Origin of the sequence: Chloracidobacterium thermophilum B (genome assembly GCF_000226295.1) — a bacterium.
In the GTDB taxonomy this organism is placed as follows: domain Bacteria; phylum Acidobacteriota; class Blastocatellia; order Chloracidobacteriales; family Chloracidobacteriaceae; genus Chloracidobacterium; species Chloracidobacterium thermophilum.
Map to the genome: position 1 here is coordinate 2,133,791 of NC_016024.1, position 12,906 is coordinate 2,146,696.

Annotated in this window: 11 protein-coding genes; all 11 read right to left on the reverse strand. The window is 62.8% G+C overall.

Annotated features, from left to right (window positions below):
- Positions 1-46: 46 nt before the first annotated feature.
- The 11 genes from CABTHER_RS08760 to CABTHER_RS08810 all read right to left on the reverse strand — a co-directional run bounded on the left by CABTHER_RS08760 (position 47) and on the right by CABTHER_RS08810 (position 12,880).
- The gene (locus CABTHER_RS08760; RefSeq protein WP_014100270.1) at positions 47-1,627 is read right to left on the reverse strand and encodes a VWA domain-containing protein; all 1,581 of its coding nucleotides are present in this window, start codon (positions 1,625-1,627) and stop codon (positions 47-49) included.
- 33 nt (positions 1,628-1,660) lie between these two features.
- Positions 1,661-2,275, reverse strand: a complete 615-nt coding sequence (locus tag CABTHER_RS15850; RefSeq protein ID WP_014100271.1) for a YkgJ family cysteine cluster protein — start codon at positions 2,273-2,275, stop codon at positions 1,661-1,663.
- Complete coding sequence (locus CABTHER_RS08770) at positions 2,268-3,188, reverse strand: phosphoribosylaminoimidazolesuccinocarboxamide synthase (RefSeq protein ID WP_014100272.1); 921 nt, start codon at positions 3,186-3,188, stop codon at positions 2,268-2,270. The genes CABTHER_RS15850 and CABTHER_RS08770 overlap by 8 nt, the downstream gene beginning before the upstream one ends.
- 21 nt (positions 3,189-3,209) lie before the next feature.
- Entirely contained in the window at positions 3,210-3,986 is a 777-nt protein-coding gene (gene pgsA / locus CABTHER_RS15855) for a CDP-diacylglycerol--glycerol-3-phosphate 3-phosphatidyltransferase (RefSeq protein WP_014100273.1), read from the reverse strand.
- Positions 3,987-4,073: 87 nt separating this feature from the next.
- Positions 4,074-5,192 (reverse strand): MlaD family protein, encoded by a 1,119-nt coding sequence (locus tag CABTHER_RS08780; protein ID WP_014100274.1) that lies wholly within the window; start codon positions 5,190-5,192, stop codon positions 4,074-4,076.
- Between the two features lie 26 nt (positions 5,193-5,218).
- Entirely contained in the window at positions 5,219-6,025 is an 807-nt protein-coding gene (locus tag CABTHER_RS08785; RefSeq protein WP_014100275.1) for an ABC transporter ATP-binding protein, read from the reverse strand.
- Between the two features lie 33 nt (positions 6,026-6,058).
- Positions 6,059-6,823, reverse strand: a complete 765-nt coding sequence (locus CABTHER_RS08790) for an MlaE family ABC transporter permease (RefSeq protein ID WP_014100276.1) — start codon at positions 6,821-6,823, stop codon at positions 6,059-6,061.
- Between the two features lie 164 nt (positions 6,824-6,987).
- On the reverse strand, positions 6,988-10,227 hold the full coding sequence (gene carB, locus CABTHER_RS08795; protein ID WP_014100277.1) for a carbamoyl-phosphate synthase large subunit: 3,240 nt from the start codon (positions 10,225-10,227) through the stop codon (positions 6,988-6,990).
- Between the two features lie 12 nt (positions 10,228-10,239).
- The gene (gene corA, locus CABTHER_RS08800) at positions 10,240-11,346 is read right to left on the reverse strand and encodes a magnesium/cobalt transporter CorA (RefSeq protein ID WP_014100278.1); all 1,107 of its coding nucleotides are present in this window, start codon (positions 11,344-11,346) and stop codon (positions 10,240-10,242) included.
- 8 nt (positions 11,347-11,354) lie between these two features.
- Positions 11,355-12,107 (reverse strand): MgtC/SapB family protein, encoded by a 753-nt coding sequence (locus CABTHER_RS08805; protein WP_049787490.1) that lies wholly within the window; start codon positions 12,105-12,107, stop codon positions 11,355-11,357.
- A 29-nt stretch (positions 12,108-12,136) separates the two neighbouring features.
- On the reverse strand, positions 12,137-12,880 hold the full coding sequence (locus CABTHER_RS08810; protein WP_148264000.1) for a uracil-DNA glycosylase: 744 nt from the start codon (positions 12,878-12,880) through the stop codon (positions 12,137-12,139).
- Between the last annotated feature and the right edge of the window lie 26 nt (positions 12,881-12,906).

Sequence of the window (12,906 nt, forward strand, 5' to 3'; positions counted from 1 at the left end):
CGGGCAGGATGCCCGCGCTCCCGGAAGACGCTATCCAAGCCAACGATCATTTTGGCATGACGTACCCTTGGCGCGTACGCACCACCGCACCTTCACGCCGTACCTTGACGTGAATCCGCCGGAAGCGACCATCCCGCTGTGCCTGTTTCGGATAGTATCCAAAACTATAAACGGCGCGCAGTTCGGCTGCCACAGCCGCATAGCAATCTTCGAGGTCTTCGACGGTTTTGGCGTAAAACAGCCGCCCGCCGGTCAGGGCGGCGAGTTCGCGCAACTGGTTGCGCGCAATAGCGTAACCCAGTCGCGCGCGCGCGCCGTAGCGCTCCACCACCTCGGCTTCGGTGTCGAGATAAATCGGCAGCAGCATGGCATCGCATTCCTGGGCCAGACGGCGCAACTCCTCGTAGGTGGTCACTGAGCCATAGTCAGGGCCGCCCGGCGGCAGGACGTTGTCCATCCCGTCGGTGACGAGCACAACGGCATTGCGCTCGCCACGGACTTCACGCAGGACGGAGTTCATCGTACCGGCCAGCGCGTCATAGAAGTTGGTTCCGCCTTCCGGCCGGCGGATTTCATCAATGCGCTCCCGCAGTTTCCGGCGGTCATTGGTCAACGGGCACAGCAGGCGCGCCGTATCAGAAAACGTCACAATCGCCATGCGGTCTTCCGGCCGCAGCGTGGCCAGAAACCCCAGCGCCGCCCGGCGGATGACGGCCAGCTTTTCACGGGTACTGCCGCTGAGATCGAGCAGCAACACCAGGTTGAACGGCGTTTCCAGCGTACCGAAATAGGTGATGTCCTGTGGCTCGCCGTCCTCCAGAACGACGACATCCTCAAGCTGTAATCCGCGAATTGGCGCTCCGTTGGGCGTCGTCACCACGGCGTTGAGCACCACCAGCGTCGTTTCCAGAACGACATCGCTGCCTTCAGCCGCACTGACCGGCTCCTCAACCGTAGCTGTTGCCGGCCGATGCAGCACCGGCCGCTCACGGGCGCTGTTTTCCGGCGGCAGGGCCGTGGCGACGACATCCCCCCGGTCGGCCTGAGCCACCAGAATCGCGCCGCCACGTCCCATCTGCCCGTGCAGCGCGCGGTCATCCGGCGTGCCGAACTGTCGAAGCGGCACCTCGGCGCGCACCCGGCCGTGGACGCTCGTCCAGGTCACGTCCGCATCCGCCTCCGGTGGAAGGCACAGCTCGATGTTGCCGTGGTAGGCCGTGGCGATGAGTCCGGCCGGCAGGCCCTCCACGCGCAACGTGCCGATTTCACTCATCAGGCGCAGATAGGTCTGCTCCGGCACGAGCACTTCCAGGTCCACGCCGGTTGTGGTGTCGGGCGGGTCCGTGGTGATGTTGAGCTGCTGCGGGAGTTCTTCAATGATGACTTCTTCAGCGCGCACCGGCGGCCCCGGCGCAGCATGCCGGGTTGCCGTGATGAACACATCCGGGCGCGGGACGATGCGGACAGAAATGTTGCCCCGTGGATTGCGGATGCGCACCGTGCTTTTGGGCGGCAGCAACGTCCGGGTGTCGTCGAAGTAACGCTTGACGGGCATCCGTGGCTCGAACCCCTGCTGGGCGCGGCTTTCGGCACTCCAGAGCATCCACGCCGCCAGCACTCCAACCATGACGCGAAGCCATCCAACACACCGCATAGCCCGCTACGCTTGCCCGTCGGGTTCAGACGCTGCGGCCGCCGTGGCTGCCAGGATGATGTCGGCGATGAACTGACGCTTGCCAGTGGGGTCAAAGGCCAGACTGGCGGCGACCAGACGGGTGTTGACCACCGTCATGTCGAAGACATCCCAGTGCGTGATGGCATCTGCATCGTCTGTGAAGTTGAGCGGACAGACATCGAGGATGCCGTCGGTTGGGTCATCCTCATCCAGGTAAAGCAGCGGAAACCCGTGGGTGCGGCACAGCACCGGCCGCGCCGGATAGACGGCACAGGCGCCATCCACCAGCGCCGGGCAGGGCACCGCCGCAGGCGTCGGCGCGGCTTCCTGTTCCTGTGCTGCTTGTGCCTGCTGGCGCAGCCGCGCCCGGGTTGGGGCATCCAGACGGGACACATACTCGTGCAACGCGGCAGCTTCGATGGGCAGAACCGTCAGATGTTGCTGGCAGCAGCCGGTACAACCCAGGCGGCAGGTAATGGACGTTGGAAAACGCTGGCGCAGCACGGCGGCAAAACGCTCGATGTCCGCCAGCAGTTGACGGTAGGCCGCCTGCGGTGCGGCTTCCGGTGAACATTCCGGTGAAGGCAGGGCTTCAGACATGTTGTGGATCGCCTTGTGGTTCTCCAACCAGCCGGCGGTAGGCCTCCCAGTAGCGTTGGCGGGTCGCCTCGATAATAGCATCCGGCAGCGCCGGTGCGGGCGGCTGCTTGTTCCAGTCAAGCGTTTCGAGGTAGTCCCGGACGAACTGCTTGTCAAACGAAGCCGGACTGCTCCCTGGCGCATAAGCGGCCGCATCCCAGTAGCGCGAAGAGTCGGGCGTCAGGGCTTCGTCAATCCAGACGAGTTGCCCGTCGCCGTCCAGCCCGAACTCAAACTTGGTGTCGCACAAAATCAGTCCACGGGTGCGCGCATAGGCCGCGGCTGCCGTGTAGAGCGCCAGCGTCAGTTCCGCCAGCCGGCGGGCGAGTTCCGACCCAATCCGGTCAGCCATCTGCACCAGCGAGATGTTTTCATCGTGGCCGGTCGCCGCTTTGGTCGCCGGCGTGAACAGCGGTTCGGGCAGGGGGTCGGCCTCCCGAAGACCCGGCGGCAGGGGATGTCCGCAGACCTGACCGGTACGCTGGTAATCCTTCCAGCCGGAGCCGGCCAGATAGCCTCGGGCCACACACTCGACCGGCAGCGGCGTGGTCTTGCGGACGAGCATTGTGCGCCCGGCGAGTTGGTCGCGGTAGGGCCGGACGGCGGCCGGAAAGTCCTCCGGCGCACAGGACAGCATGTGATGCGGCACGAAGTTGCCCAGGCGGTTGAACCAGAAGGCCGAAAGCGCCGTCAGAATCCTTCCCTTGTCCGGGATGGGAGTCGGCAGCACACAGTCAAAAGCCGAGATACGGTCGGTGGCGACGATGAGCAGCGTCTCCCCGAGGTCATAGACTTCGCGTACCTTGCCGGAACGGAAGCGCGGCAGCGGGAGAAAGTCGGTCGCCATCAGCGGCGGCACGGGGCTGGGCAGCATGGTGCAATCAGGGCGGCCGGCTTAGGGCGCTTCAGGCAGATCAGGCGTCGTTTTCCGCGCCCGCACCCGGGCAAACAGCGGACGCCGCCAGCGGATGCGTGGGCGCACCCGCCAGCGTTCCCGCAGGGGGATGCGCGGCGCGGTTTCAATCCGGTCGCGGACGGCAACGTAGAAGTCCTTGAAGTAGTTCCACATAGACCACAGCGCCGAAATCACCACGATCCACAGCATGAGCCTGCCGGCGCCGTAGGCAATGATCCGCAGGGCTTCGACGCCGAAGGCTCCCTGCCACAGGGCGCGGAACGCCTGCTGCACGGCCGTCACGGACGAAGTACCCACCGGCAGCGGCGGCCGCCCCTCGTGGCTGCCCAGCATCAGGCAGGTGATGGCCACGACCTGGGAGAGCATCTTGAACTTGGCCATTTTGGAGGCGGCAATCGTCACGCCCTGCTGGGCGGCAATGCTGCGCAGACCGGAGACGGCAAACTCCCGGCCGATGATGATGACTACGGCCCAGCCTGGCGCGAGCTTGTTTTCGACGAGCGAGATCAGGGCCGCAGAAATGAGCAGCTTGTCGGCAATGGGGTCGAGCAGCGTTCCCAGGGTCGTGACCTGTCCCCGGCGCCGCGCCAGGTAGCCGTCGAGCAGGTCCGTCAGCGATGCGCCCAGAAAGAGCGTCACGGCAATCAACTGACGGGGCAACCCAAAGACGGACTCCGAGACGCTCGTCATCAGCACGACCACCATGAGGGGGACGATGAAAATGCGCGAAACCGTCAGGGTGTTGGGCAGATTCATGGCCAGTCACCAGGGGCGCCGGGCGCGCCGGAAACCAAGCGACGCTTGCCGGTCAGGTGACCGGCAAGCGCAGGCTCACAACGGGTGTCAAAACAGCTTGAGACGAATGGTGAGGTACTTTTTCGGGTCCTGGCGAAAGTCTATCAGCAACTGGTTGGCCTGGGCAGAGGTTGCCGTCAGGTTATCGTAAAGTTGCGGATCGCGCAGCAGCTTTCCGGCTGAACCATCGCCGCGCTCCAGTCCGGCGAGAACGTTGTTGAGGCTGACCAGTGTCTGCTCAGCTTCGCAGTAGAGTTTGTCGTCGCGGAGCAAACGCCCGGCCGTGCCTTCCCCCCGCTCCAGGCGGGTCATGGCGTCTTCGAGCTTGGCCGAGGTCCGGTCCAGCCGCTCCAGCACGGACAGCACTTCCTGGTAGGCCCGGTCATCCGTGGCCAGCTTGCCAAGGGTGCCGCGTCCGTCGCTGATGTCCGCCAGCAGCTTTTCGACGCGCCGCACCGAAGCGTCAAGATCGTCATACAGGCGGGGGTCATTGATGAGTCTGGCAGCCGTGCCCTGTCCCGTCCGCACTTCCTGCACCAGACGGGACGCCTCGGCTACGGTGCGCGTCAGGTTGTCATACAGCTCCGCGTCGGAAACGAGTCGTCCCACCGTTCCCTGGCCGCGATTGATCTTGTCGGCAATCTGCTTGAGCGAATCCGAAAGGGTTGTGAAGTTGGCCAGAATGTCATCGGCACCGGAAATGATCTGGCGGATGGTCGTCTCGGAAGCCCCACCAATCAGATCGCCATCCTTGACGGGAGCCGCAGCCAGTGTGCCTGGGGTGATGTCCACCACCTTGTCGCCCAACAGACCGACCGAACCCAGAATGACCTGCGAATCCTGCCGGACGCGCTCTCCGGCCGGCTTGCCGTCAATGACCGGATCGAGCGCAAGTTCCAGCTCCACGGTCTGGGCGGCATTCTGATCCTGGGGAACCGGCAGCAGCACAATCCGCTGTACCTTGCCCACCTTGACGCCGGCCAACCGCACTTCCGCCCCCGGACGCAGACCATCCACGTTGGCGAGTCGGGTGCGGACGATGAGTTCCCGCCGGAAGGGATTGAGGTCGCCGCTAATCGTCAGAATGGTGGCAATGAGTACGCCGATGGCCACCAGGGTCATCAGCCCCACCCGCAAATCAAGAATGGAGAGCTTCTTTTTCGCCATACACCAGTCCTGCGTCTTGTCCCGGTTCAGTCCAGCTCCAGAAAGGTCCGAATGTAGGGGTCCGGTGAATTCCAGAAGGTGTCGGCATTCCCCTCCAGCAGCACCTTTCCGTGGTGCAACATGATGAAATTCGTGGAACTTTCTATCTGCCCACGCGGGTTTTTCACAATGACAACTTCGCCATCATCGCCAATGGTGGCGTGGTGGTCAGCCAACACTACAGCATCCTGAATCCGGTGGGTGACAAACAGTGAACTGACGCCTTCCAGGTCCCGCAGCTTGATAGCCAACTCGCAGATCGTGCGGGCCGTGGGCGGATCGAGTCCGGCTGTCGGTTCATCGTAGAGGATGATTTTGGGATTGCCCACCAGAGCGCGGGCAATCCCGACCCGGCGGCGCATCCCGCCGGAAAGCTCGGAGGGCATCTTGTTGATGGCGTGTTCGAGGTTGACAAAACGCAGCATCCGCCGCACGGTTTCCTCGATTTCCTCCTCATCGGCGCCCTGTTCAAACAGGCGGTAGCCGACATTTTCGTACACCGAAAGGCTGTCAAACAGCGCCCCTTCCTGAAACACCATGCCAATCTTCTGGCGCATCACCGTCAACTGTGATTCGCTGAAGTCCGTGATGTCTTCGTTGTCCACGAAGATGCGGCCGCTGTCCGGCTTGAGCAGCCCCAGGACGAGCTTGAGTACGGTGGATTTGCCCGTCCCGGACCCTCCCATGAGAATCTTGGTTTCGCCCGGATGCACGCCAAAACTCACGCCGTCGAGCACCTTCTGCTCGCCAAACGCCAGGTGAACATCCCGGAACTCGATGGCGTATTCGCTCATCGTTCTCCCACAGGACGGCCGCCACTTGGGCGCTTACGCCGTCCCGCTTAGCGTCAAAATCAGTCGGGTGAGGAAGAAATCCGACACCAGAATCAGCACGATGGAGACAACCACTGAGGTTGTCGTGGACTGCCCGACGCCGACCGTCCCTCCGCGCGTCCGCAGCCCACACCGGCAGCCCACCACGGCCACAATCAGACCAAACACACCGGTTTTGAGGAACGTCCCCAGAATGTCGTCGTAGTTGAGCGCCTCACGCGCCGACGACAGATACACTGACGAGGGGATTTGCAACAGGGTGATGGCAACAATCAGTCCGCCGATGGTGCCGATGACATTGGCAAAAATCGTCAGCACCGGCGCCATGGTGATGAGCGCCAGCAGGCGCGGGCGCACCAGTTTGCGGAATGGGTCTGTCCCCAGGGCGCGCATGGCATCAACCTGCTCGCTGACACACATCGCCCCCAGCTCGGCGGCAATGCCCGAACCGGCGCGCCCGGCCAGCAGAATGCAGGTCAGGACGGGTCCCAGTTCCCGCAACAGCGACGTGGCCACCAGCCGCCCGGTGTAATTCTGCGCCCCAAAGGAGCGCAGTGTGCCAGCGGTTTGTAAGGCCAGCACGGCCCCGATGAAAAACCCGGCCAGCAACACGATGGGCAGCGTCCCGAACCCAATCGAGTCCATCTGGGCCACGGTCTCACGCCAGTAGCGCGGACGCCGGAACGGATGCCGCAGGGCGCGCCAGACAAGCAGGGTACTTTCCTGAAGCTCTACCAGAATGAGAAGAAAGAAGTTCACGGACGGCGGAACAAAACCGGGGAAATCAGCAGCCCGCGACGGGTTTCGTTCAGAGACACCGCCGACAACGGCACTTTTACGGACGGAAGCCGTCCGGTGTCAAGCCTCCGGCAAGTCACAAGTTTTTGCATTCCGTACACTTTCCACCTCATGGTGCGCCGCCCTCACGAAGCCGAAGCCGCCTGCGCCGGGTAGGTCAGGCTGGGTTTCCCGGCGTGGTAGTCCTGCAACCGCCCTACGCTGAACTGGTCATGTTGCAGGGCATGGATGGCGCTGGTGACGGCAATGGCACCCGTAATGGTGGTAATACAGGGGACGTTGTACTGGATAGCCGCCGACCGGATGGCCTTTTCGTCAAAGTGTGACGCCTTGCCCAGCGGGGTGTTCACGATGAGGTCTATGCGCCGGCTGCGGATGAGGTCCACGATATTCGGGCGGCCTTCGTTGACTTTGAAGACGGGTTCAACCGGCAGACCGGCTGCCGCCAGCATTTCCTGCGTGCCACGGGTCGCCACGAGCTTGAAGCCCAACCGGTGCAGCCGCTGGGCCACTTTCAGGGCAGCCGGTTTGTCGCGGTTGTTGACACTGAGAAAGGCCGTTCCCGTGCGCGGCAGCGGCACGCCAGCGCCAAGTTGCGCCTTCCAGTAGGCCATTCCGAAGCTGTCCGCCACGCCCATCACTTCGCCAATCGAGCGCATTTCGGGCCCCAGCACCGGGTCCACACCGGGAAACTTGATGAACGGAAACACCGGCGCCTTGATGAAGAAGCGCCCGACGGAGAGCATCGGCGGCAGGTTGAAATCCGCCAGACGGCGGCCAATCATCAGCCAGGCAGCAATTTTGGCAATCGGCACGCCGGTGGCCTTGCTCACAAAGGGCACCGTCCGCGAAGCGCGGGGGTTGACTTCCAGGACATACACGATGTCGTCCTTGACGGCAAACTGGATGTTCATCAGCCCCACGACCCGCAGGGCGCGGGCCAACTGCCGGGTGTACTGCCGCATGACATCGAGATGCCACGGCTCAATCAGATAGGTCGGCAGCACACTGGAGCTGTCGCCGGAGTGAACGCCGGCTTCCTCGATGTGCTCCTGAATGCCGGCAATACATACGTCTTCGCCATCGGAGAGCGCATCCACATCCACTTCCACGGCCGATTCCAGAAAGTGGTCAATGAGCACGGCGCGTCCCGGCGAAGCGCCCATGGCTTCCGCCACATAGGCGGCCAGGCTGGGTTCGTCGTAGGCAATCATCATCGCCCGTCCGCCCAGCACGTAACTGGGACGCACCAGCACCGGATAGCCAACCTGGCGTGCCACGGCGCAGGCTTCATCCACCGTGGCCGCCATTCCCGACGGCGGCTGTGGAATTTCCAACTCCCGCAGCAGGCGGCCGAACCGTTCGCGGTCTTCGGCCAGGTCAATGCTTTCGGGTGAAGTGCCGATGATCGGCACGCCGGCCTGCCGCAGGCCATAGGCCAGGTTGAGCGGCGTCTGTCCGCCAAACTGCACGATGACACCGTCCGGCTGCTCCCGTTCGATGATGTGCATGACATCCTCGAAGGTGACAGGCTCGAAGTACAGCCGGTCGGAAGTGTCGTAGTCGGTTGAAACCGTTTCCGGGTTGCAGTTGACCATGATGGTTTCGTAGCCGGCTTCCTGCAATGCGAAACTGGCGTGACAGCAGCAGTAGTCGAACTCGATGCCCTGCCCGATCCGGTTCGGGCCGCTGCCCAGAATGACGATCTTGCGGCGGCTGGTAGGCTCGGCTTCGCACTCTTCCTCGTAAGTCGAGTAAAGATAGGGCGTGTGTGAGGCAAACTCGGCAGCGCAGGTGTCAATGCGCTTGAAGACCGGACGAATACCGCTGCGCAGGCGCCGGGCGCGCACGTCCGCCTCGCTACAGCCAATCGTGCGCGCCACCCGGCGATCTGAAAACCCCAGCCGTTTGACGTGCCGCAGTTCGGCATCGGGGATGTCTTCGAGTGTCCGCCCCCGCAGGGCGTTCTGGGCATCGGCAATTTCCTTGAGCTGGTGTAGAAACCACGGGTCAATGGCGGTGAGTTCGTGCAGTTCGGTACAACTCCAGCCGCGTTCGAGCGCCATTTGCAGGTAGCGCACCCGCTCGGGGTTGGGCGTGATGAGATGCCGCCGCAGGTCGTCGTCATTGGTGTAGGTCGGCACCCGCGCCGCGCTGGCTTCCAACGACCGCAGCGCCTTCATGAAGGCTTCCTTGAAGGTGCGGCCGATGGCCATGGCTTCCCCTACGGATTTCATCTGCGTTCCCAGGACCGGCTCGGCCGCCTGGAACTTCTCAAAAGCCCACTTCGGAATCTTGACGACGACGTAATCGAGCGTCGGCTCAAAGCTGGCCGGTGTTTTGCGGGTGATGTCGTTGGGAATTTCGTCCAGGGTGTAGCCGACGGCGAGCTTGGCGGCAATCTTGGCAATGGGAAAGCCCGTGGCCTTCGAGGCCAACGCCGAGGAACGGGATACCCGTGGGTTCATCTCAATGACCCGCACCCGCCCGTCTTTGGGATTGACGGCAAACTGGATGTTGGAGCCGCCGGTTTCCACCCCGATGCGGCGGATGATTTTCAGGCTGGCATCGCGCAGGGTCTGGTATTCGCGGTCGGTCAGGGTTTGCGCCGGCGCGACGGTAATCGAGTCGCCGGTGTGAACGCCCATCGGATCGAAATTCTCAATCGAACACACGATCACGATGTTGTCGGCAGCGTCGCGCATGACTTCGAGTTCGTACTCTTTCCAGCCCAGGACGGACTCCTCGACGACCACTTCGTGAACCGGACTCAACGCCAGGCCCCGCTCGACAATCTGGTAAAACTCCTCGTCGTTGTAGGCAATGCCGCCGCCGGCCCCGCCCAGCGTGAAGCTCGGACGTACGATAGCCGGATAGCCAATCGCCGCCCGGACTTCTTCCAGGTTGGTTTCCGGCGTCACGAACATGGCCTTGGTCATTTCGAGGCCAATGTCTTCCATGGCGGCTTTGAACTGCCGCCGGGATTCGGCCAGCTCGATGGCGGCAATGTTGGCCCCGATAAGCTGTACTCCAAGGCGGTCGAGAACGCCGGTCTGCGCAAGCTGCATGGCCAGATTGAGCGCCGTCTGACCGCCGACGGTCGGCAGCAGCGCGTCCGGGCGCTCGCGCTCCAGGACGGCGGTGACGGCTTCCAGCGTGAGGGGTTCGATGTAGGTGCCGTCGGCCATCTCCGGGTCGGTCATGATGGTGGCCGGGTTGGAGTTGATGAGCACCACCTCATAACCTTCGGCGCGGAGCGCCTTGCAGGCCTGGGTCCCGGAATAGTCGAATTCACAGGCCTGGCCGATGACAATCGGGCCGGAACCAATGACGAGAATCTTGCGGAGATCAGTGCGTTTGGGCATGGGAACAAGCGGTCAGAGCCATTTCTTGCGCCGGAAAAACATGAGCATCCCGCCGACGATGCCAATCATGACCACCCAGAGAAACGGGTAAAACCACCACACCTTGAGTTCAGGCATATAGTCGAAGTTCATCCCATACACACCGACGATAAAGGTCAGTGGCATCCAGATGGTCGAAAAAATCGTGAGAAACTTCATCACCTCGTTGGTGCGCCGGGAAGCCACAGCCAGGTGCGCTTCGGCGACGTTCGTCGCCAGTTCGATGAGCATGACACAGGTTTCTTCGAGCCGGACGGCGTGGTCGTACACATCCCGGAAGTAAATGGCCGTCTTGGCTTCAATGCAGGGCAGGTCCTCCCGCCGGCTGAGCCGGAGCAGCATTTCGCGCTGAAGCCCCATCAGCCGCCGCAGGGTCATCAGTTCCCGCTTGGTTTTGAGGACAGTGGGCAGAACATCCTGATCCTGCTCTGTGAAGATATGAGCCTCGATTTCCTGAATCCGGTCTTCGACCCCGGACAGCACGGGAAACACCTGATCGATCATGCGGTCCACAATGGCATGCAGCACCAGGTCAAGGTGCTGGTCCATGGTGGTATCACGTGCATCCACAATCTCGGCCACTTCTTCTACGGGCGCAAAGCCACGGTCATGAACCGTGACCAGAAAGCCGACGCCGAGATAGACCGCCAGGCGATTGGTGGCGCAGTGCCCGACGCCCACCGTGGGCAACACCGTTTCATCGCTGATGCCAGCCACGCTCTGGAACATCATGAACAGGTAGTCTTCATGCTCATCAATCTTCGGGCGATGTTCTGGACTGAGGGCGTCTTCGACCGTCAGCGGGTGAAAACCAAACAGCGTTGCCACCGCCTGAAGGGCCGCCGGGGTTGGCGCGGTCAAATCCAGCCAGAAGGCCCGTTGCCGGCGCATCTGCCAGCATTCACGCAGGACAGTTTCGGTGAGTTCCTCCGGCACAGGGCGCAACCCGACACCGTTGTGGATGCGCAGGGTGGCCGCCCGCCGGAGGTCGGCCAGGGGGTCAGACACCGGCCGGTGCTCCCCGGTCAGGTGGAGGTTGTCAAGCCGCGTCAGACGGCTGCTCGTCGAGAGTTGTTCCATGGCTGGCGTCACCCTTCATCACTTGTCACGCGGCGCGATTCGAGCGTCGGTGTGGATTCATCATCCACAAGCATTTCCCACCCAATGGCTGTAACGGAAGGTTCCATCGCCAGGCGGGCCGTAATGTCTTCGAGGCGGCGGGCTTCACTGGCCGTATTGCCGTCGCCGCTGAAGGTCGCTTCGAGGCGAACCTTGTCCGAACCCAGTAAGTCCACACTCCGCAGTGACTGCAACTTGAACTGACTGCGGGCAATCTCCTGGACGAGCAGCGGTCGGATGGTGGCCTCTTGGGAGTCGCCACACGTCAGCTCAATCTGGTATCGGGTTTCAAGGTCAGCCCCCTCAATGGGTTGCCGGTTGATGAGCCGCGCCAGCGGCCGCAGCGTCAGGTGTGCGGCCAGAACAAACATCGTCAGCAACACAGCTTCCAGCGGTAGCCCGGAGCCGGACAGAACGCCAATGGCAGAAGAACACCACAGGGTCGCGGCTGTGTTGAGGCCGCGCACCGACGCTCCCTCTTTCAAAATCACGCCCCCGGCCAGGAAGCCAATGCCCGAAACAACCTGGGCGGCGACGCGGGTCGGGCTGGTGTCGGTTTTGTCCACCAGCGCCGGCAGCGCAACATAGGCCGCCGCGCCAATGGCCACGAGAGCATTCGTACGCAACCCGGCCTGTCGTTGCCGCCACTGGCGTTCCAGCCCGACGGCTGCGCCGCAGAGCGCCGCCAGCAGGAGATGCCCTGCAAACATCAACCAAGCCATGCCTGCCTCCCGATAAGCACGCGCGCTGCCTAGTGGGCGTCTGTCTGGCGCTCGCGGAGCAGGGCCATGACCTGCTTGATGTCTTCCCACACTTCGCGCTTTTTGTCCGGCGCGCGCAACAGATACGCCGGGTGAAACGTCGGCATGAGGGGGATGCCGTGGTAGTCCTGGAAGCGCCCGCGAATTTTGGAAATGCCACCCAGTTTGGGATCACCCAGCAACGCGCTTGCGGCTGAAGCACCCAGCGCGACGATAACATGGGGACGGATGACCGCCAACTGGCGATGAAGAAAGCCCACGCAGGCGGCCACCTCATCCGGTTCCGGCGTCCGGTTTTCCGGGGGACGGCACTTGACGACGTTGCAGATATAGACCTCCTCCCGGCGCAAGCCCATGGCGGCAATGATTTTGTCGAGCAACTGCCCGGCGCGTCCGACGAACGGCCGCCCGGTGGCATCTTCTTCCGCGCCCGGCCCTTCGCCGACGAAGACCACCGGCGCCCGGGCCGCCCCTTCGCCAAAGACGATGTTGGTCCGGCCGGCGGCGAGCTTGCAGCGTTGACAATCCCCCAGATCGGCGCGGATGGCTTCCAATGTTACGTCTGAAGAAACTGGCAGCGATGCCGGCGGGACTTCCCCAAACAACGAGTTCTGTTGAGGTTTGGAAGCGGTGTGGGCAGGCTGGTTGCGGTTCACCGGGGTTCTGGATAAAGTTTCGTCATCGGCTTTCGAGTGACTTGACAGTGTAAGCTGGCGGTGCAAGGAAGGGTCCATAAGCGGTTGGTGGCCACGACTTGGTT

What these genes read in the sequence shown, in the direction of transcription:
- CABTHER_RS08805 (WP_049787490.1), bottom strand. Translation starts at nt 12,107, where the DNA reads ATGGCTTGGTTGATGTTTGCAGGGCATCTCCTGCTGGCGGCGCTCTGC.
- corA (WP_014100278.1), bottom strand. Translation starts at nt 11,346, where the DNA reads ATGGAACAACTCTCGACGAGCAGCCGTCTGACGCGGCTTGACAACCTC.
- CABTHER_RS08785 (WP_014100275.1), bottom strand. Translation starts at nt 6,025, where the DNA reads ATGAGCGAATACGCCATCGAGTTCCGGGATGTTCACCTGGCGTTTGGC.
- CABTHER_RS15850 (WP_014100271.1), bottom strand. Translation starts at nt 2,275, where the DNA reads ATGTCTGAAGCCCTGCCTTCACCGGAATGTTCACCGGAAGCCGCACCG.
- CABTHER_RS08770 (WP_014100272.1), bottom strand. Translation starts at nt 3,188, where the DNA reads ATGCTGCCCAGCCCCGTGCCGCCGCTGATGGCGACCGACTTTCTCCCG.
- CABTHER_RS08780 (WP_014100274.1), bottom strand. Translation starts at nt 5,192, where the DNA reads ATGGCGAAAAAGAAGCTCTCCATTCTTGATTTGCGGGTGGGGCTGATG.
- carB (WP_014100277.1), bottom strand. Translation starts at nt 10,227, where the DNA reads ATGCCCAAACGCACTGATCTCCGCAAGATTCTCGTCATTGGTTCCGGC.
- CABTHER_RS08810 (WP_148264000.1), bottom strand. Translation starts at nt 12,880, where the DNA reads ATGGACCCTTCCTTGCACCGCCAGCTTACACTGTCAAGTCACTCGAAA.
- CABTHER_RS08760 (WP_014100270.1), bottom strand. Translation starts at nt 1,627, where the DNA reads ATGGTTGGAGTGCTGGCGGCGTGGATGCTCTGGAGTGCCGAAAGCCGC.
- pgsA (WP_014100273.1), bottom strand. Translation starts at nt 3,986, where the DNA reads ATGAATCTGCCCAACACCCTGACGGTTTCGCGCATTTTCATCGTCCCC.